This window comes from Billgrantia zhangzhouensis (genome assembly GCF_021404465.1).
In the GTDB taxonomy this organism is placed as follows: domain Bacteria; phylum Pseudomonadota; class Gammaproteobacteria; order Pseudomonadales; family Halomonadaceae; genus Halomonas; species Halomonas zhangzhouensis.
Window position 1 is genome coordinate 182,391 of sequence record NZ_JABFTT010000008.1, and the last position, 25,464, is coordinate 207,854.

Annotated in this window: 27 protein-coding genes; 12 read left to right on the forward strand and 15 right to left on the reverse strand. The window is 64.3% G+C overall.

Translation table 11 applies throughout. From position 1 onward, the window contains the following. Positions 1-2 precede the first annotated feature (2 nt). Positions 3-662: a GntR family transcriptional regulator gene (locus HOP51_RS12135; RefSeq protein ID WP_234274153.1), complete on the forward strand. Its 660-nt coding sequence runs from the start codon at positions 3-5 to the stop codon at positions 660-662. A gap of 107 nt (positions 663-769) precedes the next feature. On the opposite strand, the gene HOP51_RS12140 is transcribed toward HOP51_RS12135, so the two are convergent. The 13 genes from HOP51_RS12140 to HOP51_RS12200 form a co-directional block, all read right to left on the reverse strand. Further along, positions 770-1,081, reverse strand: a complete 312-nt coding sequence (locus HOP51_RS12140) for a DUF1330 domain-containing protein (protein ID WP_234274154.1) — start codon at positions 1,079-1,081, stop codon at positions 770-772. Positions 1,082-1,142: 61 nt separating this feature from the next. After that, positions 1,143-1,961, reverse strand: a complete 819-nt coding sequence (gene nadX, locus HOP51_RS12145; RefSeq protein WP_234274155.1) for an aspartate dehydrogenase — start codon at positions 1,959-1,961, stop codon at positions 1,143-1,145. Positions 1,962-1,969: 8 nt separating this feature from the next. Further along, a complete protein-coding gene (locus HOP51_RS12150; protein ID WP_234274156.1) occupies positions 1,970-2,308 on the reverse strand; it encodes a 2Fe-2S iron-sulfur cluster-binding protein in 339 nt (112 codons plus the stop codon). Positions 2,309-2,338: 30 nt separating this feature from the next. Then, on the reverse strand, positions 2,339-3,355 hold the full coding sequence (locus HOP51_RS12155) for a 2Fe-2S iron-sulfur cluster-binding protein (protein ID WP_234274157.1): 1,017 nt from the start codon (positions 3,353-3,355) through the stop codon (positions 2,339-2,341). A gap of 130 nt (positions 3,356-3,485) precedes the next feature. Beyond that, positions 3,486-3,965 (reverse strand): GlcG/HbpS family heme-binding protein, encoded by a 480-nt coding sequence (locus HOP51_RS12160; protein ID WP_159549085.1) that lies wholly within the window; start codon positions 3,963-3,965, stop codon positions 3,486-3,488. A gap of 40 nt (positions 3,966-4,005) precedes the next feature. Continuing rightward, positions 4,006-5,460 (reverse strand): aldehyde dehydrogenase family protein, encoded by a 1,455-nt coding sequence (locus HOP51_RS12165; RefSeq protein ID WP_234274158.1) that lies wholly within the window; start codon positions 5,458-5,460, stop codon positions 4,006-4,008. 126 nt (positions 5,461-5,586) lie between these two features. Continuing rightward, positions 5,587-6,318 (reverse strand): TenA family transcriptional regulator, encoded by a 732-nt coding sequence (locus HOP51_RS12170; protein WP_234274159.1) that lies wholly within the window; start codon positions 6,316-6,318, stop codon positions 5,587-5,589. 476 nt (positions 6,319-6,794) lie between these two features. Beyond that, complete coding sequence (locus HOP51_RS12175) at positions 6,795-8,402, reverse strand: gamma-glutamyltransferase family protein (RefSeq protein WP_234274160.1); 1,608 nt, start codon at positions 8,400-8,402, stop codon at positions 6,795-6,797. 8 nt (positions 8,403-8,410) lie between these two features. Beyond that, positions 8,411-9,919, reverse strand: a complete 1,509-nt coding sequence (locus HOP51_RS12180) for a tripartite tricarboxylate transporter permease (RefSeq protein WP_234274161.1) — start codon at positions 9,917-9,919, stop codon at positions 8,411-8,413. 12 nt (positions 9,920-9,931) lie between these two features. Further along, positions 9,932-10,429: a tripartite tricarboxylate transporter TctB family protein gene (locus HOP51_RS12185; protein WP_234274162.1), complete on the reverse strand. Its 498-nt coding sequence runs from the start codon at positions 10,427-10,429 to the stop codon at positions 9,932-9,934. 26 nt (positions 10,430-10,455) lie between these two features. Continuing rightward, on the reverse strand, positions 10,456-11,406 hold the full coding sequence (locus HOP51_RS12190; protein ID WP_234274163.1) for a tripartite tricarboxylate transporter substrate binding protein: 951 nt from the start codon (positions 11,404-11,406) through the stop codon (positions 10,456-10,458). 74 nt (positions 11,407-11,480) lie between these two features. After that, entirely contained in the window at positions 11,481-12,011 is a 531-nt protein-coding gene (locus HOP51_RS12195; RefSeq protein WP_234274164.1) for a chromate transporter, read from the reverse strand. Beyond that, positions 12,008-12,580, reverse strand: coding sequence for a chromate transporter (locus HOP51_RS12200; protein WP_234274165.1), 573 nt, complete (start codon positions 12,578-12,580; stop codon positions 12,008-12,010). The genes HOP51_RS12195 and HOP51_RS12200 overlap by 4 nt, the downstream gene beginning before the upstream one ends. 154 nt (positions 12,581-12,734) lie before the next feature. Between HOP51_RS12200 and HOP51_RS12205 the strand changes: the two genes are divergently transcribed. Then, positions 12,735-13,421: a GntR family transcriptional regulator gene (locus HOP51_RS12205; RefSeq protein WP_234274166.1), complete on the forward strand. Its 687-nt coding sequence runs from the start codon at positions 12,735-12,737 to the stop codon at positions 13,419-13,421. Here the strand turns inward: HOP51_RS12205 and HOP51_RS12210 are convergent. Together HOP51_RS12210 and HOP51_RS12215 are read right to left on the reverse strand one after the other, a co-directional pair. Then, positions 13,399-14,019 (reverse strand): IMPACT family protein, encoded by a 621-nt coding sequence (locus tag HOP51_RS12210; protein WP_234274167.1) that lies wholly within the window; start codon positions 14,017-14,019, stop codon positions 13,399-13,401. The genes HOP51_RS12205 and HOP51_RS12210 overlap by 23 nt on opposite strands. Continuing rightward, on the reverse strand, positions 14,019-14,498 hold the full coding sequence (locus HOP51_RS12215) for a LexA family protein (RefSeq protein WP_234274168.1): 480 nt from the start codon (positions 14,496-14,498) through the stop codon (positions 14,019-14,021). The genes HOP51_RS12210 and HOP51_RS12215 overlap by 1 nt, the downstream gene beginning before the upstream one ends. 204 nt (positions 14,499-14,702) lie before the next feature. Between HOP51_RS12215 and ccmA the strand changes: the two genes are divergently transcribed. The 10 genes from ccmA to smc are packed head-to-tail and all read left to right on the forward strand — an operon-like array spanning position 14,703 to position 25,317. Beyond that, entirely contained in the window at positions 14,703-15,347 is a 645-nt protein-coding gene (gene ccmA, locus HOP51_RS12220; protein ID WP_234274169.1) for a cytochrome c biogenesis heme-transporting ATPase CcmA, read from the forward strand. Beyond that, entirely contained in the window at positions 15,334-16,071 is a 738-nt protein-coding gene (gene ccmB, locus HOP51_RS12225; protein WP_234274170.1) for a heme exporter protein CcmB, read from the forward strand. Before ccmA ends, ccmB begins: the two co-directional genes overlap by 14 nt. Positions 16,072-16,085: 14 nt before the next feature. Beyond that, positions 16,086-16,826, forward strand: a complete 741-nt coding sequence (locus HOP51_RS12230) for a heme ABC transporter permease (protein WP_234274171.1) — start codon at positions 16,086-16,088, stop codon at positions 16,824-16,826. Beyond that, positions 16,826-17,065 (forward strand): heme exporter protein CcmD, encoded by a 240-nt coding sequence (gene ccmD / locus HOP51_RS12235; protein ID WP_234274172.1) that lies wholly within the window; start codon positions 16,826-16,828, stop codon positions 17,063-17,065. Before HOP51_RS12230 ends, ccmD begins: the two co-directional genes overlap by 1 nt. Continuing rightward, positions 17,055-17,567 (forward strand): cytochrome c maturation protein CcmE, encoded by a 513-nt coding sequence (ccmE, locus tag HOP51_RS12240; RefSeq protein ID WP_234274173.1) that lies wholly within the window; start codon positions 17,055-17,057, stop codon positions 17,565-17,567. Before ccmD ends, ccmE begins: the two co-directional genes overlap by 11 nt. 12 nt (positions 17,568-17,579) lie before the next feature. Beyond that, a complete protein-coding gene (locus HOP51_RS12245) occupies positions 17,580-19,604 on the forward strand; it encodes a heme lyase CcmF/NrfE family subunit (RefSeq protein WP_276574355.1) in 2,025 nt (674 codons plus the stop codon). Beyond that, positions 19,601-20,131 (forward strand): DsbE family thiol:disulfide interchange protein, encoded by a 531-nt coding sequence (locus HOP51_RS12250; protein WP_234274174.1) that lies wholly within the window; start codon positions 19,601-19,603, stop codon positions 20,129-20,131. The genes HOP51_RS12245 and HOP51_RS12250 overlap by 4 nt, the downstream gene beginning before the upstream one ends. Then, the gene (locus tag HOP51_RS12255) at positions 20,122-20,595 is read left to right on the forward strand and encodes a cytochrome c-type biogenesis protein (RefSeq protein WP_234274175.1); all 474 of its coding nucleotides are present in this window, start codon (positions 20,122-20,124) and stop codon (positions 20,593-20,595) included. Before HOP51_RS12250 ends, HOP51_RS12255 begins: the two co-directional genes overlap by 10 nt. Beyond that, a complete protein-coding gene (gene ccmI, locus HOP51_RS12260) occupies positions 20,592-21,818 on the forward strand; it encodes a c-type cytochrome biogenesis protein CcmI (protein ID WP_234274176.1) in 1,227 nt (408 codons plus the stop codon). The genes HOP51_RS12255 and ccmI overlap by 4 nt, the downstream gene beginning before the upstream one ends. A gap of 4 nt (positions 21,819-21,822) precedes the next feature. After that, entirely contained in the window at positions 21,823-25,317 is a 3,495-nt protein-coding gene (smc, locus tag HOP51_RS12265) for a chromosome segregation protein SMC (protein WP_234274177.1), read from the forward strand. Positions 25,318-25,464: the final 147 nt, after the last annotated feature.

A 25,464-nucleotide genomic window follows, 5' to 3' on the forward strand; every position in this document is an offset into this window, starting at 1 on the left:
CGATGGCCGAGACCTGGACCCAGGAAGACCTTTCTCCGATCCGTGACAAGGTATACGCCTACCTCAAGGATGCCATCCTGCGCGGCGAGTACAAGGCAGGCGATCGTCTGGTCGAGCGGGTGCTGGCCGAGAAGCTCAACATCAGCCGCACCCCGATCCGCGAGGCGCTGTTCCGTCTCGAGACCCAGCGCTTCGTGCGCACGGTGCCGCGCAAGGGAGTGGTGGTCAACGAGATCACCCAGGCAGAGATCCTCGAGGTGTTCATGATCCTGGCCTCGCTGGAGTCGCTCGCCGCGCGCTTGGCGGCACAGAAGATCAACGATGAAATCGCTGCCGAAATCGACCGGCTCATGATCGAGATGGACGAGGCCCTACAGGATGGCGACGGCGATGAGGTGGAGCTCAACGTCAAGTACAACGACCTGATTGGGCGAGCCTCCGGCAACCCTAAACTCCACGAAATGCTCGTCGATCTAAAAGATTACGTGCGCGCCTTTTCCAATCTCAGTAGCGCCCTGCCGGGACGTACCAAGGAAGCTCTGCGTGAGCACCAGGACATTCTCGGCGCCATCCGCAATGGCGAGGAGGACCTGGCTGAGAGCTTTACCCGCGTCCATCTCGAGAAGTCTCGCAAGGCCTATATCAGCCGCTCCCAGGTCTAGCCGAATTTTCCTGGTAGAACACACGAGAACCCGGGCGCTGGGTAAGGTGCCCGGGTTCTCGTTCTTAAGTTTGCTACATGGCAAGGAGATGGCTGGGCTCTTCCCGTTCAGGCTCCTTCGACAAGACGGATATCCCTGACCGCGCCATCACCCAGAGCTTCCAGTGCTGCCCTATAAGCTTCCCCATCGTGTGTTGCACGCGCACTGTCGAGATCCGGAAACTCGATGATGATGGTGCGATCCTTCAGGCCATATTCATAGGCAAAAGCGGCCACATCACGCGCCAGGAAGACGCCGCCGCCAGCGGTGATGGCGGGGATTGCAAGCTTTATGTAGCTGGCATACTTCTCGGTATCTTTTATTTCACGATAGCAAGAGACCCAGTAGGCTTTTCCCATCTTGTCGAACTCCTTGAGCATGAGAGGGTGATCGATTTTCTCTGCTTGGCCTTCGGTTTGGGGCCTGGCCCCGCCCGAGAGGCTAGCCTATGACGAGCGTGGCGGTGAGGTTCCTCAGCGCCCGGGCAACACTCATGGCGACGATGTAGCCGGTCTTGGGATTGTTCGGTGACGGTGTGTTCTGCACTTCGATGCGGACCTCGCCGAACAGGCCCTTGGCGGAAACCTCGTGCACGTTCTTGTCGATGGTGGGGTCGACCAGTACGCGTACCCCGGTGGCCTCGAAGCCCACACCGGCCAGGCTCAGCGCTGCCGAGACGTTGACGCTCTCGGGAAACACGCGGGACGATTCGCGGGCATTGCCTTCGAAGATCACCGTCGGTTGCGCCACCGTGTCGAGATCGACCACTTCTTCGGCAAAGGTACCGCGCCAGGCTTTCACCGGCTTGCGAGTGGTCAGCGTGACCCGCTCCAGCGAGCCCTGGGCGGCGGCAGCGATGCGGTCGAGTCCGGCGATTGCGGCCGAGGGCACCAGTACTCGCCTACCATGCCGGCTGGCGCTCCCCAGCACCCGGTCATGCAGCGCCTGGTCGCAGAAGGCGCCGACGGAGACCACCATGAAATCGCTGCCGTTGGTGAGCGACTTCTCGGCGTAGCGGATCACGGCGTCATGCCCTGCGGTTTCGACCACCACATCGGGATGGCTGGCGAAGAAGGCATCTTCGCTGTCGGTGATCTGGAAGCCTTCCAGGGAAATGCCGGTGTACTTGCCGGCGTCGCGCACCAGCACGGACACCAGGCGGGTATCGCCCGCCTGGTTGGCGAGGATGGCCTCGGCGACGTCCCTGCCCGCCGTGCCGTAGCCGATGAGCCCCACTCGGATACTGGTGTTGTTCGTCATCGCTTGCCTCATGCCTCTGCCTTGGGGCTGACCTGGCGCGCACCGGCAGTGGCGCCTTTGGGAGCCTCCTCCCAGGAGACCTTGACGTCACCCTTGAGGAAGGTCTGGCAGGCCAGTCGGTAGCCCTGTTCGAGTTCCTCGGCGGAGAGCAGTTTCTCTTCCTTCTTCTTCACCGCGTCGGTGTTCTCACGGCCCTCCTCGATGAGGCACTTGCAGGTACCGCACAGGCCGCCACCGCACTTGAACGGAATGCCGCCCTTTTCGCGCAGCGATACGCGCAGCAGGTTGGCGTCCTCGGGGGCGCTGACGACCTTGCCGTCGTTGGTAAGGAAAGTGATATCCGGCATGTCGATTACCTCGCTAGATCGGGTGATGCCTCAGGCCACGCTGCCGTCGAGCTCATGGGTGAAGTTGAAGCTGTCGGCAAAGATCCGTTCGACGTCGAGGCCGCGCTGGGAAAAGCTCGTCTTGGCAGCGGCGATCATCGGCGGGGGACCGCACAGGTAGGCGTCGAAGGCCGAAAGGTCGTCGTGATCCTCGCATACGGCCTGATGAACGAAGCCACGGCGTCCGCCCCACTGCGGGTCGGGCTCCGAGAGCACCGGCACATAGCGGAAGTTGGGCAGCGTGCGTGCCCAACGGCGCAGTTGCTCGTCGAGGTAGAGATCCTCGGCGCGACGCACGCCCCAGTAGAGGGCGATGCCGGGGCGTAGCGGATCGTCCTTGAGCGACTCGATGATGCTCTTGATCGGCGCCAGGCCGGTGCCGCCGGCCACCATCAGCAGCTCGCGAGGGCTCGTGGCGTCGTGGCGGAAGGCGCCCAGCGGCAGCTCCACGTCCAAGGTGTCGCCGGGCTGGTAGTGGGTTTCGAGGCGGCCGGTGAAATAGCCGCCCGGAACGCGGCGTATATGCAGATCGAACAGCTCGCCGTTGGGTGGCGAGGCCATCGAGAAGCTGCGCGGACTGCCGTCGTCGAGCATCACGTTGAGGTACTGGCCCGGATGGAACTGCACGTCGCTCGCTGTGGGAATACGCAGCACCAGGTGGGTCACATCATGGCTGAGCTTGTCCAGTCGCTCGATCGTGGCGACATGGAAGTCGGAGGGCACGTGCCCTTCCGGCAGTAGGCTGACGCTGATGGTCAGGTCGCTGCAGGCCCGGGCCTGACAGGCCAAGGCATAACCTTCTCCGGCTTCCTCCTCGGTCAGTCCGAAGGGAAACTCCTCGTAGTCGACGCGTCCTTCCAGCAGCTTGACGCGGCAGGCGCCGCAACCGCCGAAGCGGCAGTCGTGCACCAGCGGAAAGCCCGCGCGCTCGGCGGCCTCGAGCAGCGGTTCTCCCGGCTGGGCGTCGAAGGAGTCGGAGGATTCGGAGAGAGTGATACGGTAGCTCATGGCAGCCTCCTCGAGCGCACCCATGCCAGGCAGTCTTGTCGTTGTCTGCCGGGTGTCGGCGCTTGGCCGTTCGTCAGGGGTCGGCAAGAGGCGTGGCCGCTTGCCGACGCTATCGTCGGAGCCGTAGGGCTCACTTCTTGATGTCGGCCTCGACCATCACCTCATGGCCCGACTCGCGTAGATGGTCCTGAAGGGCCTTCAGCGCGGCGAGGCCAGCCTGGGTGTCCTGCTCGCCGTTGCCGCCGCTCAGGCCCACGCCGCCGATCACCTCGCCATCGACCACGATGGGGAAGCCGCCGACGAACACGGCGAACTTGCCCTCGAAGCTCCACTGGATGCCGAAGGCCTCGTTGCCCGGCAGGGCAGGGCCGTTGGGAGCGGTGTTGAACAGGTGGGTCGAGCGCTTGTGGCCGGCGGCGGTGAAGGCCTTGTTCCAGGCGATCTGCGGGCCGGTGACGCGAGCGCCGTTCATGCGCTCCATGGCCAGCGGGTAGCCGCCGTCGTCCACCACGCAGATGGTTTCCAGTACGCCGATCTCCTCGGAGCGCTGCTTGGCGGCTTCCACCATCAGCTTGGCTTCTTCCAGTTCCAGTCGAAATACCTGTTTCATTGGGTCACCTTGTCGTCAGGTTGTCGTTGCAGGGGCGGCCTCAGCAGCCGAGGTAGACGGTCTTGGTCTGGGTGAAGAAGTCGAGTCCGGCACGTCCTGACTCGCGGAAGGTCGAGGTGCTCGACTGCTTCAGTCCGCCGAAGGGGGCGTTGACCAGGTTGCCGGTGGTGGTGCGGTTGATCTTCACCGTGCCGGCCTGGATATCGAGCGGGAAGCGCTGGATGTAATCGAAGTTCTTCGTCACCAGGGCGGCGGAGAGCCCATAGGGCGTATCGTTGGCCTCGGCGATGGCGTCTTCGTAGCCGTCGATCTCGATCACCGCCACGACCGGGCCGAAGATCTCCTCCTGGGCGATGCGCATCTCCTGGGTCACGTCGCTGAAGATCGCCGGGGTGACGTAGAAGCCCTTGGCGTAGTCGCCCTCGGTGAGGTGTTCGCCGCCGTGGACGTGGGTGGCTTCTTTTCTGCCCGTCTCGATGTAGCTAAGCACGGTGTCGAGCTGCTGGCGGGTGGCCAGCGGGCCGATCTGGGTGCCCTCGGCCATGCCGTTGCCGATCTTCAGCGTCTTGACCTTCTCTACCAGGCGAGTGAGATACGCCTCCTTGCACGAGCGCGCGATCAGCACACGACTGGTGCCGGTGCAGGCCTGCCCGGTGAGCGAGAAGCCGCCCTTCACGGTCAGGTCGACCGCGGTGTCGATGTCGGCATCCTCCAGCACGATCAGCGGGTTCTTGCCGCCAAGTTCCATCTGGGTGCGGGTGGCCATGGCCGCGGCGCGGTGGATGCGCTCGCCGGCGGCGGTGGAGCCGGTGAAGGAGATCGCCTTGACCACCGGATTGGCGGTGATCTCCTCGCCGATGGCCGAGGCGGCGCCGGTGATGAAGTTGAAGACTCCGGCCGGCACGCCGGCATGATGCAGGGCTTCGGCCAGGCGATAGCCGATCAGCGGGGCATCGGAGGAGGGCTTGAACACCACGCTGTTACCGGTGATCAGTGCCGGGGCGATCTTGCGCGCCGGAATCGAGATGGGGAAGTTCCATGGCGTGATGATGGTGGCCACGCCGAGCGGCTCGCGCTGGGTATAGACCGTCATCCTGGCGTCGTCCTGGGGGAAGGTCTCGCCGGTGATGGTCTGGCCTTCCACCGCGTAGAAGCGCAGGGTCTGGGCGGAACGGGCTATCTCGTCGCGGCTGTTGGCCAGCAGCTTGCCTTCCTCGCGGGTCAGCTCCTGGGCGAACGGCTCGAGGTTCTCCATCAGGTAGTCGGCGGCGCGATTGAGGATCCTGGCACGCTGCGAGATCGGCGTGGCCCGCCACTCGGCGAAGGCACGGTCGGCCGCTGCGATGGCCCGGCGCGCGTCCTCCGTGGTGCTGGCCTGGAACAGGCCGAGCAGGTCGTCCTGGTCGGCGGGGTTGCGGTTCTCGAAGGTGTTCCCTGAGCCGCTAGCGACCCACTGGCCGTCGATGTAGTTGAGAAACTGGGTTGCGTTATCCAAGACGCTTACCTCTTGTCGTCACTGGCTGTCGTCGCTGGCTTCGTCATGGTCCGTGTCGCGCTGAGCATCTGCCGGCACCGGGCCGGCAGATGTGTAAGCGCGGGGGCGAGTGAGGCAGGGCCTCGCTCAGGCCGCCATGTCGAGCTCGGTGAGGGGCAGGTCACCGGCGACATAGTCGTAGTACAGCGCGGTGGTGTAGAGCAGGCGCATCTGGGCACCGATCTCGCAGATCTTCAGGCAGCGCTGCTGCAGCTCGACGGTGTCGGCGTGCTCCAGCACGATCTGGTAGCCACGCTCGCCGTGGATCTCGTCGGAGACGATGTGCAGGTCGAAGAACTCGACCTCTTCGTCGGTGAAGCCGTACTTCTCGCGCAGGGTCGGGGTCTGCTTGCGGTAGATCGAGGGCACCTGTGACTCCAGGCCGACCACCAGTGCCGCCACGGCGACCACCGGGTGCTCACGCATGGCCACGGCATAGCACCAGCTCTGCAGGCCGCGGGTGGTGGGCGACATGTTGTCGGGATTCTCGACGCGCTCGCGGGTGGTGCCGCAGGCCTCGGCGAAGCGGATCAGCAGGTCGGTATGCCGGTCGCCACCAAGCTCTTCCTCGTACATGTTCTGCAGCAGGAAATCCTTGGCTTCGGTGTAGTTCTCCGGGGTATTGGCATAGATGTACGCCAGGTAGTCGGCGAACGGGCCAACGTAGTGGTAGTGGTTTTCGGCCCAGCGGGCGAGGTGATCGCGGGACAGCTTGCCGCTGGCCCAGGCCACGCTGAATGGGGCCTTGTTGGCGCTCTTGCCCTTGATGGCTTCTTCCAGGGCGGTACGGAATTCATCGCGGTTCATCAACTGTGCCATGGGAGGACTCCTGATTGTGCCGTGCGCTGGCTGTTGCGGGTCAGCGCCCTTGTTGTTCAAGAATGTTGTTCGAGCATGGTGGGTTGCGTCATGGGCCTGGGTAGGCCGGTGTCTTGTGGATGGCTCATGGTATACCAAAAGCCATGTGAGCAGCGTAAATTCCCCTCGCTTGGCCTGTCAAGGCTTTTTCTGACCTGAATCAAATTTTGCCGAAGGTGCTATGGTCAGAGCCGTGAGAAAGGTGAAAGGCCCGCAGTGGAGGGGATGGGCATAGTTTCATGAAGAAAGGAAAATGTGCAGAGGCTAGGCAGGGAAGAAGTCTTGAGCAAAATGCTCGGTATACCATGGTGGGTAGAGGCGCCTTGGCGACAACGGCCGTGGGCGAGAAGGCACGAACCTGTAGGTGAACCTGCAAGAGAGGGGAAGAACGAGCGCCATACCGGGCATGGCGCCCTGAACCTTTGCGAACAGAGCAGCTACCAGGGCAAGACTGCGCCGTCGGTGCGCGGCTCGGTGCCGCCGCAGAGCACTCCGGTCACGCTGTCGCGCAGGATGATCTGGCCGCGGCCGAAGCTGATCGAATCGGCCACTTTGACGATATGATGGCCCCGCCTCGCCAGCGCCTGGGCCAGATGATCGGGGAAGTGCGGTTCCACTTCCACGGTTCGCCCCTGGGTCCACTTCCAGCGCGGCATGTCGAGAGCGGCCTGAGGGTTGAGGTGGTCATCGAGCATGGCGGTGACCACCTGCACATGACCTTGCGGCTGCATGAAGCCGCCCATCACGCCGAAGGGACCCACCGCTTCGCCATCTCGGGTAATGAAACCGGGAATGATGGTGTGGTAGGTGCGTTTGCCCGGCGCCAGGGCGTTGGCGTGCTCGGGGTCGAGCGAGAAGGACCAGCCGCGGTTCTGCAGGCTGATGCCGGTGCCCGGCACCACGATACCCGAGCCGAAGCCCTCGTAGTTGCTCTGAATGAACGAGACCATGTTGCCGTCGCCATCGGCGGTCGCCAGGTACACGGTGCCGCCGCGGATCGGATTGCCATGCTGAGGATCGAGCGCCCTTTCGCCGATCTGCCCGGCACGGGCTTTGAGATAGTCGTCGGCCAGTAACTGCTCTACGCTCGGGCCCATGGCCTCGCGCTCGGTGATGTAGCGCTGGCCATCGACGTAGCCCAGCTTGGTCGCCTCGATGCGACGATGCAGAGTTTCCACCGGGTCGCGACCCTCCTCGCCCAGGCGCTCCAGAATGCCCAGTGCCTGCAGCACGATCAGTCCGCTGCCGTTGGGCGGGATTTCCCAGATATCGTGGCCGCGATAGCGGGTAGCGATAGGCTCTACCCACTCAGGCTGGAAGGCGGCAAGGTCCTCTTTGCGCAGGAAGCCCCCATGCTCACGTGAGAAGGCGTCAATGCGATCCGCCAGCTCACCCTCATAAAAGGCCCGTGCATGGCTTGCGGCGATAGCCTTGAGGGTGCCGGCCATATCCTGAGAGCACCAGACTTCGCCTGCAGACGGTGGCCGGCCTTCGGGCGCGAAGTGCTCGAACCAGGGGGCGAACTCCTCTCGCTCATACTGACCATAGCGCTTGAATGCGCTTTCCCATAGTAGGCTGGCTACCGGCGTCACCGCATAGCCCTGTTCTGCAAACTCGATGGCCGGTGCCAGCAGCTCGGCAAACGGCAGTTTGCCGAAGCGTTCGGAAAGCTCTGCCCATGCGCCCGGTGCGCCGGGCACGGTCACCGGGACCAGGCCATGGGCCGGCATCTTCTCATGTCCCAGTGCTTTGAGCGCCTCGACAGAAATACTTTGCGGCGCAGGACCACTGGCATTGAGGCCGTGCAGTTCACCATTCATCCACACGATGGCGAAGGCGTCGCTGCCGATGCCGTTCGAGGTGGGCTCCACTACGGTCAGTGCTGCGGCGGTGGCGATCGCCGCGTCTATGGCATTACCACCGCGCTTGAGCATATCCCCCCCGGCTTGGGCGGCCAGAGGCTGGGAAGTGGCGACCATGCCACGATGGCCGAAGGTCACCATGCGGCGTGATGCGGAAGGGTAGTAGTGAGGGTCTGCGTTCATGGCAAGTCCTATTCGAGAGAGGCGCTGGTATGACGGCGCTTCGTGTAGCTGACGATGCTGTAGACGATGGAAATGGCCGCCAGTACCAGCAGCATGGCGGAAATGGGGCGGGTCAAAAATAGCGTCCAGTCGTCGCTGGTCTGGAATGCCCGGCGTAGGTTGGTTTCGGCAATGGGGCCGAGCACCACGCCTAGCACCAGAGGTGCCAGAGGGTAGTCGAGCTTCTTTAATACGTAGCCCACGGCGCCGATGCAGCCCAGCAGGTAAAGGTCGGAGATGCGGTTGTTCAGCGTAAAGGCGCCGATGGCACAGCAGGCCAGTACGACCGGAACCACAATGTACTTGGGTACATTGAGCAGCCTTAGAAAGGCACGCATCAGCGCCAGCCCGATGAATAGCATGAAGACAGATGCCACGGCCATGGAAATGAACATGCCGTAGACCAGGTCAGGGTTGTCCAGGATAAGGCGTGGGCCAATGCTGATGCCGTGAACCATGATCGCTGCCATGAGCACAGCATCAACGGGCGAGCCGGGGATCCCCAAGGCGATTAGGGGGATCATGCTGCCGCCGACGGTAGAGGAGTTGCCCGATTCTGATGCAACAACGCCCTGAGGCTCGCCCTGGCCGAAGGTTTCGGGGTGCTTCGAAGCGCGCTTGGCCTGATCATAGGCTAAAAGGTTTGAGATCGAGCTGCCGGCGCCGGGTACGGCGCCGATGAAAACGCCGATCAATGAAGAGCGCAGCGTGTTGACAGGCTTCATCACGGTCAGCGTGAGCGTCTCGAGCAGGTGAGGGCGCATGTCTCCGCTGATCAATGATGCCGACTGGGGCTTACCGCTGCGACTAGGCTCCAGCTCCGAGAGTAGCTGACTCATGGCATACATGCCGATCAGCACGACCAGAAAGGGAATGCCGGCGGTGAGCATTTCCTGACCGAAGGTAAAGCGCTCCCGGCCCATGATGGGATCTGGACCGATGGTGGCCAATCCGATACCGATCAGGCCGGCGATCAGGCCGCGTAGCAGTGAATCACCCACCAGGCTGGCAATGATGGTCAGGGCAAACAAAATGAGGGCGAAGTACTCCCAGGGGCCAAGTTTCACGGCCAGCAGGGCAAGCGGAGGAGCCGCCATGATCAGCACGATAATCGAGATCAGCGAGCCGAGAAAGGAGGCGACCAGCCCCAGGGAGATCGCCTTGCCGGGCTGGCCCTTGCGGGCCATGGGGAAGGCATCGAAGGTGGTGGCGACCGAGGAGGGCGTGCCGGGAATGCCCAGCAACGCCGCACTGAATAGCCCACCACTCAGACCGCCCACGTAGACCGACAGCATGACTGCAACGCCTTGAAGCGGCGGCATGGCAAAAGTCAGGGGCAGCGTGAGTACGATGGCCATCGTGATGGTGAAGCCCGGTATGGCAGCCGACACGATGCCAGCGAATGTTGCTACTGCCATCAGCGCTAAGGTGTAGGGGTCGAATACGCCACTCAGGGCGAGTACGAAAGCGTCAGTCATGAGATCACCCGCTTACCACCTGGCTCTGGGTAGGTAGATATTGAACACCTCAGAAAAGAGGTAGTAAGGGCCGGCAGAGAAGAACGTGGCAACGGCCAGCACCAGAACAATCGTGGCCGGACGCTTGGGGGCCAGCAACAGTTGTGCGAATGTCAGGTAGATGAAGGTACTGAGCAAGAAGCCGGCCTTGGGCATGCTGATCACATAGATGATGAACAACGCTAGATTGAGGAATACCATCTTCAGCCGGTGAACCTGGGCGACACAGGCTGCCCAGTTGGTGCGGGGCATGCCCCGCTTCATCAATTCGGTAACGAAAGCGGCCCCGCACAGCAGGGCCACGGCGATGAAAATAATACGTGGAAAGGCCCCCGAGCTCATGGGCTCCCAGCGTGAGGCCGGTAAGGAACCGGCCTTGATTGCCATGAACAGGGCCACCGAGGCAATGGCGACATAAGACACCAATTGCAGCGAGGGCAGTAGGGCTTCCTGCGAGCGTCTTTGCGCCATGACAGTCTCCTCGTGTAGCCCTGCCTTCAGTCGAGCAGGTGGGCGTTGGTTTCGATGAACTGATCCATGTCGTTTAGATAGGCAACGTAGTCGTCACGGTTCATGTAGCGTACGGTGCCGCCAACGTTGATGATTTGATCACGGTAATCCTCGCTCGCGGCTACCTTTGCCAGTGCGTTCTCGAGTATCTCCAGAATCTCGTCTGGCGTGCCCTTCGGTGCCACGATGCCGCGGGTCACCAGAAACTCCAGGTCATAGCCGAGTTCCTTGAGTGTCGGTGTCTCGGGCAACTCCTCGATGCGCTCTTCGGTCGCGACGGCCAGTATCTTGAGGTCACCATTCTCGACCAGACTGCTGGCTGAGGAGTAATCCTCTATGGCGATGGTGATATGGCCGCCGGCCAGGGCCCGAAGGCGCTCGCCGGTACCTTCATAGCCGACATAGCCGAATTCGGTGTCAGTGGCCTGTTCGAACTGCACGGCCCACAAGTGGGGAATGCCGCCCAGCGTGACGCCCATACGGTACTCGCCCGGGCGTGCAGTGACGTCTTCGAGCATGTCGTCCAGGGTTTCCCAGCCGGTATCGGCGTTGACGGCGATGACCGAGTTGATGCTGGTCATCATCGAGATAGGCTCGAAATCGTCCCAGTTCTGCTCGGTGACGCCGGAATGGTGGGCGATCATCAGCCCTTCGTGAATCTGAGTAATGGTGTAGCCGTCATTGTCGCGGCGCGAGGCCTCGCGCAGACCGACCGTGCCGCTGGCACCGGGCATGTTGATGATCGGCACCGCCTGGCCAAGCTCCTTCTCCAGGTGCTGGCCCACAATGCGCATCAGCAGGTCGCTGCCGCCACCGGGGCCCCAGGGTACGATGAATTCGACGGGCTTGTTCGGGTAGTCCTCGGCCGCCAGTGTCAGAGGTGCGGCAATGAGGGCCGCGGTAGCAGCGGTGGCAGCCAGAAGCGGGGTCAGTTTCATGAGTCAACCTCGTTTTGTGTCGTTATGGTTTGGGCGTTGTTGATGGTGGCCTGCCTGAAGACAGACACAAGTGGCTATGGAATGAAGACTCCTCCATAGACGAGTGCTCCCAGGACCACGAAGGCCGGATGCGTACGGAAGCGAACGAGGGCGATGGCAGCCACTGCACCAATCAGCAGCGTATGCAGCAGCCCGGCGTTAACCATTCCTTCGTTGAAAAAGCTCCATGTAAGCCAGGCCATCATCATGGCGATCACCGGGCGTACCCACTGGCTCATGCGCTGAACGCGGGGCGAGTTGCGATGGCGGTAGAGCAGCCCCAGTGCACCGAGCATCAGCAGCAGCGATGGTGCCACTGTGGCCAGCACCGCCACCAGGGCGCCGCCGAAGCCTGCCACGTCATAGCCCACGTAGCCGGCCATCTTGGTGGCGATGGGGCTCGGCAAAGCGTTGCCGAGGGCGAGGGTTTCGGCGAACTGCTGGGCGTTCATCCAACCGTAGCGGCCCACCACTTCGGCTTCGATCAACGGGATGATGGCCGGGCCGCCGCCATAACCGATGATGTTGGGGATGAAGAAGGCGAGAAAAAGGTGCCAGTAGATCACTGGGCCGCCTCCTTGCGCCGGCGCGTGGGACACAGCAGAGCGGTGGCCAGTAGTGCACCGATGATCAGGCCGGGATGGATGCCGATGTAGTAGATCAGCACGCCCGATGTCGCGGCCAGGGCCAGGCTGGCGATCCAGCCCAGGGCGAGCCGCGACTTATGCCAGAAATCCAATGTCAGCTGGCCCATCATTACCATCACTACCGGTACCACCGCCTGACCCATGCCGCGAATCCAGGCCATGTCTCGGTAACGGCTGAAAGCGGTTAGCAACGCGATCATGGCCACGATCATGGGCAGGATGACGGCGGTCACGGCGACCAGGCAACCGAGCGTGCCGGCGACCCGGTAGCCGATATAGCCGGGCATCTTGGTGGCAATGGGGCCGGGAAGGGTGTTGCCGATGGCCAGGATATCGGCGAACTCCTCGTCGCTGAGCCAGGCATGGCGCTTGACCACCTCCTGCTGCACCAGGGGTATCATGGAAGGGCCGCCGCCAAAGCCGAGTAGGCCGACGCGGGTAAAGGCCCAGAACAGAGCGCTAAGGGGTGCCTTGCCGGAAGCCGTCATGCCGACACCTCAGTTGCACCGGTAATGAGGGTGCTTATTGATTTATGGTTCATTTGTCGTCTTGTAAGAGAAAAATCGATTATTGCGGCTAGAATATAGGTTGACCCCGAAAGCAGCGTCAACCTTCGCCGCCAAAACGAACTGAGGAGGGGGCATGGGGATACCCAGACGCAAGGAGCAGCTGACGGCGTCCAGCCGCATCTACGATATCCTGCGCCAGGACCTGGTGAATGGCCGTTTTGCCGCTGGGGAAAAAGTCGCCATCAGTGCGCTCAAGGAGCGCTACGAGGTAGGGTTGAGCCCGCTGCGCGAGGCATTGAATCGCCTGGCGGCCTACGGGCTGCTGATTCAGGAGAACCAGCGTGGTTTCCGCGTGCCCAGCTTGGAGCGAGGCGAACTCGACGACATTGCGGAGATGCGTCGAGAACTCGAGGGCATGGCGCTGGAGAGAGCCATTCGTTTTGGCGACGCCGAGTGGGAGTCCGAGCTGCTAGCCGCGGCGCATCGACTGAAGCGAGCCGACATGGCGCCGGAAAAGGTCGATGAGTGGGAGCAACTCCACGCCCGTTTCCACCGTACCCTGGTGGCTCCTTGCGGCTCGGTCTGGCTGCTGCGCTTCATTGAGCAGTTGCATGATCAGTTCGATCGCTATCGACGCATGGCGCCCGAGGCCCAGGAGGTGCGCCGGGTGCTGGATGCCCAGCACGGCGAGCTGGTGCAACTGGCGCTGGAACGTGACATCAAGGCCGCACGAGTATTGATGGACGACCATATCCAGCGCTCCTACGAGGTGGCGCTGCGGGGAGTGACGGTGGAGGTCAGTCCGTCTCGACCAGGCTGAGATTGCCGCGCAGGCGAGCTTCCAGCGAGTTGAAATCGGCCTCGGTGTCGCTGGGCCAGCCCACGCTGAGCAGGACCCCGTCGCTGACGTAGTCGACGGCTTCGATCGGAGCTCCGCGGCTTTCGAGCCAGGCGCGTGCTTCGGCTTCGCCCGCGAAGCCGACCTTGAGCCTGAGGGTGCGGCGCTCGATCACTTCCCGCTGAGGCAGGCCGTCGAGTGCCTTGGCCACGGCTTGGGCGTAGGCGCGGACCAAACCGCCGGTGCCCAGCTTGGTGCCGCCGAAGTAGCGTGTCACCACGCAGCCGACCTGCCCCAGTCCGGTGCCCTCGAGCACCTGGAACATGGGGCGGCCTGCGGTGCCGCCGGGTTCACCGTCGTCGGAAAAGCCGATGGCGTTCTGCTCGCCGGGCGGGCCGGCGATATAGGCACTGCAGTGGTGGCTGGCATTGGGATGGGCGCGGCGGGCCTCGGCCAGCAGGGCGTCGAAGGCCCCAGCATCGGGGGCGTGACAGAGCCAGGCGATGAAGCGGCTCCTTTCCACTTCCGTCACGCTCTCGCGCCAGGTGCCCCGCGGCAGGTCGGGGACCGGATAGCGCATCAGTGGGTCAACTCGGGACGTTCCTGCTGACGCACCACACCCATCACCATGCCGAGGACCTGGATGTCGCTGTTCTTGAGGTAGATCGGCGCCATATTCTCGTTGGCCGGCTGCAGGCGTACGCCGTTCTTCTCGATATAGAGCTTCTTCAACGTGACTTCCTGCTGGTTGATCAGCACCACGGCGGTCTCGCCGTTCTCGGCGCTTTCCTGGCGCTCGATGATGATCACGTCGCCATCGAAGATGTTGCAGTCGATCATCGAATCGCCGCGCACGCGCAGGGCGTAGGTATTGCGTCGCACCATGCAGGCGGGAGCGCGGATGGTCCCGCCGCTGGGGCAGGCTTCGATCGGCAGGCCCGCCGAGACGTCCCCGAGCAAGGGGATCTCGGTGAGATCGGTGGCCTCGACGCTGTCCCAGGAGGTGGCGATGGGCAGGTTGGGGCGTCGGTACAGATACTGTATGGAAGGTGCTGGCATTGGCGTTTCCCCCCTCTGTTCGACCCTGTTGAAATGTACAGGTGTCTTGTATCATACCAAGCGTTCGGCGAGTGGCAAGTTTTGCCGATGTATCGTTGTCTTGATCTGAAGCAAGGGCGGCGCCGTGCCGCACCTGGTTCGCTAGCGGCTAAACGCCAATCCGTGTAGCATCTCCGGCGAATTTCCCTTTCCTGGAGAGTGCCGTTGAGCCTGCGTCTGCAAGCGCGAAATCTGGCCTGCGAACGTGACGACCGCTGGCTGTTCCGGGGCCTGGACCTGGATATCCGCGCGGGCGAGATCGTTCGTGTGGAAGGGCCCAACGGCAGCGGCAAGACCACTCTGCTGAAGATCCTCTCCGGACAGTTGGCCGATTACGAGGGTGAGCTGTCCTGGGGCGGGCGGCCGATGCGCGAGGCGCGTGAGTCTTTCCTTGCGAACCTGCTCTACCTGGGACACTCGCCGGGCGTCAAGGCGGCTCTCACGCCGCTGGAAAACCTGGCCTGGTACCAGGCATTGGCCGGTCAGCCGGGAGGCGAAGCGGCACGCTTCGCGGCGCTGGAAGAGGTTGGGCTGGCTGGTTTCGAGGACGTTCCGGCGGCACAGCTCTCCGCCGGCCAGCAGCGCCGCGTGGCACTGGCGAGGCTGGCGCTCACGCCGCGGCTGCTGTGGGTGCTCGACGAGCCTTTTACCGCCATCGACCGTGATGGTGTCGCGGCGCTGGAGCAGCGCCTGGTCGGGCATGCCCGCGCAGGCGGCGGCGTGCTGGTCACCACCCACCACGGGTTGACGCCGTGCGCCGAACTGCGCCGTATCCGTCTGGGTGGAGGAGCGCACGATGGCGGCATCTGAAGGGGCCTTGCCGAAGGAGGTGGCGGTGGTTCATGAGGAACCTCGCGGCGGCCTCGCTGTCGCAGTGTGGGCAACGTTGAAGCGGGACCTGGTATTGCTGCTGCGGCGGCGTAGCGAAGTACTGAACCCCCTGGTGTTCTTCGCTATCGTCATTACCCTGTTTCCCATCGGCATTTCTCCCGACCCGGCGCTGCTGGCGGCCATTGCGCCCGGCCTGCTGTGGGTGGCGGCCCTGCTCGCCGCCCTGTTGTCGTTGGATAGCCTGTTTCGAGCCGACTACGACGACGGCTCGCTGGAACAGTTACTGCTGACACCCCAGCCGCTGGCGCTGCTGGCTCTGGCCAAGGTGGCCGTGCACTGGCTGCTGACCGGCTTGCCGTTGGCACTGATGGCGCCCGTGCTCGGGATCATGCTGGCGCTGCCGGCGGGCAGCTATCTGGTGTTGGCTGTTTCACTGGCACTGGGCAGTGCCAGTCTCAGTCTGATCGGTGCCATCGGAGCGGCGCTGACGGTGGGGCTCGCTCGCGGTGGCGTGCTGCTGTCGCTGCTGGTGCTTCCCCTTTACATCCCAGTGCTGATTTTCGGCGCCGGAGCCGTCCAGGCGGCCATTTTCGGCGATGGCGTGCTGGCGCATCTGGCGATCCTCGGCGCGCTGCTGGCGCTGGCGCTGATCCTTGCGCCGCTGGCGATCGCGGCATCGCTGCGCATCAGTATCAACGGTTGAGAGGTTGACGAGGCATGTGGGCCTTCATTAACAAGTTGCGTTCCCCCAAATGGTTCTACACCCTCAGTGCCCGCCTGCAGCCATGGTTCTGGGCAGCGGCACTGATCCTGATCGTGACCGGTACCATCTGGGGGTTGGCCTTCGCTCCGGCCGACTACCAGCAGGGCGACAGTTTCCGCATCATCTACGTACACGTGCCGGCGGCCTTCCTGGCCCAGTCGATCTTCGTCTCCCTGGCGGTAACGGGGCTGGTGTTCATGGTCTGGAAGATCAAGATCGCCGACATGGCCGCCACCGTGATGGCCCCGTTGGGCGCCGCCATGACCTTCATCGCTCTGTTCTCCGGCGCGGTGTGGGGCGTGCCCACCTGGGGCACCTGGTGGATGTGGGACGCCCGCCTCACCTCGATGCTGATCCTGTTGTTCCTTTACCTTGGGGTGATCGCCCTGCGCGGCGCCTTCGCCAGCCGCGACAGCGCCTCCCGCGCCGCCTCGGTGCTGGCCATGGTGGGCGTGATCAACATCCCGATCATCAAGTACTCGGTGGACTGGTGGTACACGCTGCACCAGCCCGCCACCTTCACCATCACCGGGCGTGCCGCCATGCCGGCGGAGATGTGGCTGCCGCTGTTGATCATGGTGCTCGGTTTCTACAGCTTTTTCATCGCCTTGACCCTGATGCGCACGCGCAGCGAGATTCTGCGCCGTGAATCCAACAAGCGCTGGGTGCGTGAGCTGGCCGAGGAGGCGCACTGATGGCATTCGATACCTTTCAAGAGCTGCTCGCCATGGGCGGGCATGCGCCCTACGTCTGGTCGGCCTGGGGTCTGACGCTGGCGCTGCTGCTGGGCAGCGTGCTCCACGCTCGCGCCGAGCGCCGCCAGCTGCTGCGCCAGTTGCAACGCCGCGTGCGCCGCGAAGCCCGCCAGGCCGGGCGCAGCGCCGAGACGCAACCGATTCAAACTAGCAGGGGTGGAAGCATCAATGACACCTAAACGGAAACAGAAGCTGTTCATGGCCCTTGGCCTGGTGTCACTCGCGGCGATCGCCGTGGGGCTGACGCTCTACGCGCTACGGGCCAACATCAACCTGTTCTTCAGCCCGATCCAGATCGTCGCCGGTGATGCGCCCTTCGAGCGCCAACTGCGCGCCGGCGGCATGGTCAAGGAGGGCAGCGTGGTGCGTAACCCCGACAGTCTCGACGTCGAGTTCACCGTGACCGACTACGTGGAGGACGTACGCGTTCACTACAGCGGCATCCTGCCCGACCTGTTCCGCGAAGGGCAGGGCGTGGTGGTGGTCGGCCAGCTGCAGCGCGGCGGTTGGATCAAGGCCGACCAGGTCCTGGCCCGCCACGACGAGAACTACATGCCGCCTGAAGTGGCCGAGGCGCTGGAGGCGGCCGGTTACTCACCCGCCGACTTCCAGGCCAAGGCTGCCAAGGTGGCCGAGCGTATCGAAGAGCGCGAGGAACAAGAAGGCGCGAGCCAGTACTGAGCCGGAGTTTCCATGCAGATCCAGATGATTCCCGAAATCGGCCATTTCGCCCTCGTCATCGCGCTGCTGTTCGCCGCGGTGCAGGCGGCGGTACCGCTGGCCGGTGCCACTTTGCGCCGACCGCTGTGGATGGCCTATGCGCGGCCCATGGCGGCTGGCCAGTTCCTGTTCGTCGCGATCGCCTATGCGGCACTGACGACCAGCTACATGCTGGATGACTTCAGCGTCGTCAACGTGGCCAACAACTCCAACTCGATGCTGCCCTGGTACTACAAGTTCAGCGCGGTATGGGGCAACCATGAAGGCTCGGTGCTGCTGTGGAGTCTGATGCTGGCCGGCTGGGGCTACTTCGCCGTGCGCTACTCCCGCGAGTTGCCGCGGGACATGGTCTCTCGAGTCATGAGCGTGCTGGGCATGGTGAGCGTCGGCTTCCTGCTGTTCATCCTGGCTACCTCCAATCCCTTCGAGCGTATTCTGCCCAACGTGCCGCAGGACGGCGCCGACCTCAACCCGCTACTTCAGGACATCGGCCTGATCCTGCACCCACCGATGCTTTACATGGGCTATGTGGGCTTCTCGGTGGTCTTCGCCTTCGCCATTGCCGCACTGATCGGCGGCCGCCTGGATGCCGCCTGGGCGCGCTGGGCGCGGCCCTGGACCAATCTGGCCTGGGCCTTTTTGACCATCGGCATCGCGCTGGGCAGTTGGTGGGCATACTACGAGCTGGGCTGGGGAGGTTGGTGGTTCTGGGATCCGGTCGAGAATGCCTCGCTGTTACCGTGGCTGACCGGCACCGCCCTGATGCACTCGCTGGCGGTGACCGAGAAGCGCGGCTCGTTCAAGAGCTGGACCCTGCTGCTGGCGATCACCACCTTCTCGCTGTCGCTGCTGGGTACCTTCCTGGTGCGCTCCGGCGTGCTGACCTCGGTGCACGCCTTCGCCAACGACCCTTCGCGTGGTTTCTTCATTCTGATGCTGCTGGGCATCACCGTGGGCCTGTCGCTGCTGGTATTCGCCCTGCGCGCGCCTCGTGTCAGCCACAAGGTGAGCTTCGGCTGGCTGTCGCGCGACGCGCTGCTGCTGATCAACAACATCCTGTTGGTGATCATGACCGTCACCGTGCTGATGGGCACCGTCTATCCACTGCTGCTCGATGCCCTCGACCTGGGCAAGATCAGCGTGGGCCCGCCCTACTTCAATGCCCTGTTCGTGCCGCTGACCCTGATCATGTGCATCTTCATGGGCCTGGGGCCGGTGGCGCGCTGGAAGGACACTAGCAGCAGGCTGCTGATCCAGCGCCTGTGGCTCGCCGCCGTCGCCGCGCTGGTGCTCGGTATGGCGCTGCCGCTGATCTTCGCCGAGCGCTGGAGCGTGCCGGTGGCGCTGGGCCTGGTCGCCGCACTGTGGATCGTGCTGCCGATGCTGCGCGACCTCGTCGACAAGACCCGTCATGCCAGTTCCGTGGGCGCGGGGCTCAAGAAGCTCTCGCTGGCCTACTGGGGCATGCAGCTAGGCCACCTGGGCGTAGCGGTGACCATCATCGGCGTGGCCGTGGTGTCGAACTACAACATCGAGCGCAACGTGCGCATGTCGGTCGGCGATAGCGTCAGCGTGGCCGGTTACACCTTCACCATGCAGGAGCTGACCAGCCGCCGCGGCCCCAACTTCCTCGCCGACCGGGCAGTGATCGAAGTGCAGCGCAACGGTAGCCGGCGCAGTTTCACCATGAACCCGGAGAAGCGGCTCTACATCGCCCGCGGCATGCCCATGACCCAGGTGGCACTGCGTCCGGGGCTCTTCCGTGACCTCTACGTGGCCATGGGCGAAGACCTCGGCGACAACAGCTGGGCCATGCGCGTGCAGTACAAGCCCTTTGTGCGCTGGCTGTGGCTGGGTGGCCTGCTGATGGCCGCCGGCGGCGTGCTGGCCGTGGCCGACAAGCGCTACCGGCGCCTGGCCACCGCGCCCGACCCGGAAGACGTGGCCGCCGCCGCGAATGGCAAGGCGGATGGCAAACCGCGGGAGGCCACGGCATGACCCGTCGCTTGTTGCTGCTGCTGCCGCTGCTCGGCTTCCTGGGGCTGTCGCTGTTCCTGTATCAGGGCCTGTCGCTGAATCCCTTTCATCGCGATTCGGCGCTGATGGCGCGCGACTTTCCCGAATTCGACATGGTCACCCTGGAAGATCCCGAGCGGCGCGTCGACCGCTCGCTGCTGGCCAATGGCGAGGTCACCCTGGTCAACGTCTGGGGCGAGTGGTGCCCGGAGTGCAAGCGCGAGATGCCGCAGTTGCTCGACCTGGCCGAACGCGGCATCCGCCTGGTGGGCATCAGCTACAAGGATACCCGCGAGAAGGGGCTCGGCTTCCTGGAGGACTTCGGCAACCCCTTCGAGATCAACATTTTCGACCCGGACGGCGAGCTGGCCTTCGAGCTGGGCGTCTACGGTGCGCCGGAAACCTTCCTGGTCGATCGCGAGGGCATCATCCGCTATCACCACACCGGCTATATCTCGGCCAGTGACGTTCGTGAACACATCCTGCCGGAGGTGCAGAAATGGCAGTGATTCGATTGGCCCTCATCGGCGTGCTGACGCTGCTGATGGCGGGTACTCTTCAGGCTGGCGCCATCGAGGTGCGTGAATTCGACGATCCGGTGCTGGAGCAGCGCTACCGCAGCCTGACGGCCTCGCTGCGTTGCCCCACCTGCGAGAACCAGGCCATCAACGACTCCAATGCCCCGGTCTCCGGCGACATGCGCGACCGGGTCTACCTGCTGTTGCAGGATGGCCGCTCCGACATGGAGATCCGCGACCACATGGTGCAACGCTTCGGCGACTACGTACTCTATAACCCACGCCTGGAAGGCCGCACCTTCCTGCTCTGGGGGCTGCCCGCCGGGCTGGTGGTGGCGGGCGGCGTCCTGGTCGCCCTGGTGGTACGCGCACGGCGCAACGCCTCGGCTCGTGAGCTGAGCGCCGAGGAGCGCGCCCGACTCGAGGTCCTGATCAACCGCGGGAGGCCCGAATGATCCAGCTATGGCTTGCCTTTGCCCTCCTGCTGTTGCCTGCCCTGTGGCTGCTGGTGGCACCGCTGCGCCGGGCGCGTCTGGTATACGAGGCCCAGCGCGACTTCGAAGCCAACGACAAGTCCGCCGAGCAGAACGTGGCGATCTACCAGCGCCGCTTGGCATCACTGCAGGCCGCGCTGGAGCGGGGCGACATCGACGAGGCGCGTTTTGCCGAAGATCGCCTCGAACTCGACCGCAGCCTGCTTGAGGATACCGAGGGACTCAAGCGCCATGCGCTGCATTCGCCGGCCGCCGGTCGCCTCATGGTGCCCATCGTGGCCCTGGCGGTGGTGGTCGGTGCCGTGCTCTGGTACCAGCAGCAGGGCGCCGAGGGCGATCTCGCCCTGTTCGACGTCTACCAGCAGAGCGAGTCGCTGCCGGACCTGATGCAGCGGCTCGAGCAGCAGGCCGAGAGCCAGCCGGGCAACCCCAACGTGTGGGCTTCGCTGTTTCCCCTCTACCGCGACTCGGGCCAGGGCGAGGCGGCCTTGAACGCCCTGGAGCAACTGATCGCCATTGAGGGGCGTATCCCCTCGCTGTTGGCACAGAAGGCCCAACTCAAGTTCTTCATGGCCGACCGCACCCTCACCGACGAGGTGCAGGCGCTGATCGACGAGACCCTAGAGCGCGACTCCCGCGAGCCCACCATCTTCGGCATGCTGGGCGTGCACGCCTTTGACCGGGGCGACTACGAGCAGGCCATCGACCACTGGCGGCGGGCCATCGCCGGCATGCCCGAGTCCGGCTCCTCGCGCGCCCTGCGCGAAGGCATCCAGGTAGCCCAGCAGCGCCTCGGGGTAGCATCCGGCGTGCAGGAAGCGCTGCCCCAGGGCCCCGGCATTCACGTCAGCGTTCGCCTGGCCGAGGAACTCCAGGGGCTGCTCGACGACGATACCCGCGTGTTCATCGTCGCCCGCGACATGGAGGGCGAGCTGCCGCCGCTGGCGGTGGCCGGCGTAACCCTCGGTGACTTGCCAGCCACCCTGGTGCTCGACGACCGCCACGCCATGTCCGATGCGGCGAGCCTGTCCCAGACCAACGAGGTGCGCCTGATCGTCCGTGTGACCAAGAGTGGCGGCGCTACGCCCGAGACCGGCGACATGTTCGGCGACCTGGAGGGCGTGCCGGTAGGCGACGTTGAAGGAGATCCCGTGGAGGTCGTGATCGACCGTGTCATAGAATAGCGGGATGCGACTCACCTCGATCCGCCTGAGCGGTTTCAAATCCTTCGTCGATCCGGTCACGGTGCCCTTCGATGGCAACATGACCGCGATCGTCGGCCCCAACGGCTGTGGCAAGTCGAACATCATCGACGCCGTACGCTGGGTCATGGGCGAATCCTCGGCCAAGACCCTGCGCGGCGAGTCGATGACCGACGTCATATTCAACGGTTCCACCGCGCGCAAGCCGGTGGGGCAGGCCTCCATCGAACTGCGCTTCGACAACAGCGACGGCACCATGGGGGGAATTTACGCCCAGTACGCCGAAATCGCAGTCAAGCGCCTGGTCACCCGCGACGGCCAGTCGAGCTACTTCTTCAACGGCCAGAAGTGTCGTCGCCGCGACATCGCCGATCTCTTCCTTGGCACCGGCCTTGGCCCGCGCTCCTACGCCATCATCGGCCAGGGCATGATCTCGCGCCTGATCGAGGCGCGCCCCGAAGAGTTGCGTGCCACCCTAGAAGAGGCCGCCGGCATCTCCAAGTACAAGGAGCGCCGCCGCGAAACCGAGAATCGCATGCGGCGGACCCGCGAGAACCTGGAGCGCCTGGAGGATATTCGCGAGGAGCTCGACAAGCAGCTCGAGCGCCTGCGTCGTCAGGCCGAGGCCGCACGCCGCTACCAGACCCTCAAGGAAGAAGAGCATCGGCTCAAGGGCGAGCTGGCGCTGCTGCGTGGCCGTGCGCTGCGTGCCCGCCAGCGTGAGGAAGAGCATCGTGTGCGCGATCTGGAAACCGCGGTCGAACGTGAGATTCTCGGCCTGCGCCAGTGCGAGACCCGTCTTGAGGAGGCGCGTGCCGACCACGACCAACTGGCCGAGACCCTGGAGGCGCGGCAGGCGCGTTTCTTCGAGACCAGCGGTGCCATCGCCCGGCTCGAGCAGAACCTGGAGCACGCTCGCAGCCGCGAAGGCCAGCTTGCCCGCGACCTCGAGAGTGCCCGCCAGGAGCTGGCCGAGCTGGACCGCCTGGGCGAACACGATCGTGAACGGCTGGTGCGGCTCGACGAGCGCCTCGAGACCCTGGTGCCGGAGCAGGAGGAACTTGCCGAACGGCTAGCCGAGCTGGAGGCGATGCTGGAAGAGGCCGAGCCCGGCGCCGAGGAGGCCGAGCGAGCCTTCGAAGCCTTCAGCGAAGGCTGGCGCGAAGCCAGCCGCGACGCGGAGCGCAGCCAGGACCGTTTGCGCGAACTAGAGAGTCGGTTGGCGCGGCTCGAAGCCGATGCCCAGCGTCGTCGCCAGCAGCAGCAGGAACTGCCCGACCTGGCAGAGCTGACCGCCAGACGAGATGAATTGAAGGAGCGCTTGGCCGAGTTCGGCTTGGCCCAGGAAGAGATCGAGGCGCGCCGTGAGGGGTTGCAAGCCAGCCGCGAGAAGGCGCGCGAGACGGCCGCTGCGCTGGAGGCCGAGCGCGAGGCCGAGCGCAGCCGGCGCAGCAGCCTGCAGGGCGAGCTGGCCTCCCTCGGGGCACTGATCCAGGCCGCTCTCACCGACCCCGACGACAGTCTGACCGAGCATCTTGCAGCGCATGAGCTGGATGGGCTGCCGCGACTGGGCGAGTCACTGGAGGTCGAGCCGGGCTGGGAAGCCAGCGTCTCCTGGGTGCTGGCGCCCTGGCTCAAGGCGCGCCTGGCGGCTCCCGATGCCTTCCGTACGGCAAGCGTACAGCCGCCTGCCGAGCTTGGCGTCCTGGCACCCCGGGCCGAGATCGAATTTTCTTCCGATAGCCTTGCCGCCTGCGTGCGCGGCGCCGGCGCCGCTGCGGCCTGGCTGGCACCGATCTGCTGTGTCGAGAGCGACGAACAGGCCTGGGCCGAGCGTGATGGCCTGGGCGCGGGTGAGAGCCTGATCACGCCGCAAGGGCTGTGGCTGGGCCGTGACTGGGTGCGGCATCGCGGCCAGGGCGCCGGCCCCGATGCGCTGCTGGTCAGCCGCCGCCGCTTCGATGAGGCGGCAGCCGAACTCGACGCCATCGAGACCCGCCTGGCGGCACGCGACCAGGCGATCGAGGCCGAACGCGAACGCGCCGAGCAGGCCGAGCGGGAACTCGAGACCATTCTCCAGGAGGAGCGGAGCCTGGCCGGCGAGCAACAGCAACTGGCGGTACAGGACAGCGGCCTGGCCAGTCGCCTCGAGCATCTGCAGGGGCGGGCCGGGGAACTGGCCGAGGAGCTGGCAGGGCTGGACGAGGCCCGCGAAGAGGCCCGGCTGGCGATCGAGGAAGCGCGCGAGAACTGGCAACTGGCCATGGCGAGGCTGGAGGAGGGCGCCGAGCAGCGCGAGCGCCTGGAGCGGGCGCGCAGCGAAGCCCGCGATCGCCTGGTTGCGCTGCGTGCAAGCCAGCGTCCGCTCAACGAGCGGGTGCAGCAGTTGGCGCTGGAGCGGCAGCGGCTCGCCACCGAGCGCGCCGGCCTGGCCGAGCAGCAAGGGCGCAGCGACGACACCCGTGAGCGTTTGCTGGCGCGCTGCGAGGAGCTGACCGAGACCCTCGAGCAGTTGCGCGAACCGGACGAGGAGCAGCGTGAGAAGCTCGACGAACTGCTGCACCGCCGTGAAGGCGACGAGCGTGCACTGAACGAAACCAAGGCGCGTGCCGCCGAGCTGGTGGAACGGCTACGCGAGGACGAACTGGCGCGGCAGAATCACGAGCGCAATCTCGAAGGCATTCGTGAGCGCCTGCAGGAAGCGCGCATGCAGGTACAGGCCTTGGCGCTCAAGTCCGAGACCCAGGACGAGCAGCTCGCCGAGCTGGGCCACCAGGCCGCCGAGCTGGAGGCGAACCTCGATCCCAACGCCACCGAGTCGGCCTGGCAGGCCCGGCTGGAAGAGGTCGGCGAGCGCATCCGCCGCTTGGGAGCGATCAACCTGGCGGCCATCGAGGAGTACGACCAGCAGGCCGAGCGGCGCGACTATCTCGAAGCCCAGCAGGCCGAGCTGAACGAGGCGCTGGAGACCCTGGAACGGGCGATTCGGCGCATTGATCAGGAGACCCGTACCCGTTTCCGCGACACCTTCGAGCGAGTCAACCAGGGCCTGCAGTCACTTTTTCCGCGAGTCTTTGGCGGTGGAACCGCATGGTTGACGCTGACCGGCGAGGATTTGCTCGACACCGGCGTGGCCATCATGGCGCGTCCTCCCGGAAAGAAGAACAGTACCATTCATCTTCTCTCGGGGGGGGAAAAGGCACTAACGGCTCTGTCGTTGGTATTTGCTATCTTCCAACTCAATCCGGCGCCTTTCTGTATGCTCGACGAAGTCGATGCACCACTTGATGACGCTAATGTCGGTCGCTATGCCAAACTCGTGAAAGACATGTCCGAGTCGGTGCAGTTCATCTATATCACGCATAACAAGATTGCGATGGAGGCCGCCGAAAGGTTAATGGGCGTTACCATGCAAGAACCTGGAGTCTCACGCCTGGTGGCAGTCGGCGTAGAGGAAGCCGCGGCTCTCGCCGAGGCTTGAAAAAGGCTTGAAAGCGAGCGCCAAACGCGTTATCAGAAGATACATCACGGTCATACTGCAGATTGAAAAAGCGAATTGACAGGGAAAGGCGCAGGGTCGATTTAACTCTCGGGCGATAATGCCGGGGCTTGACAAACAAAAAAAGTG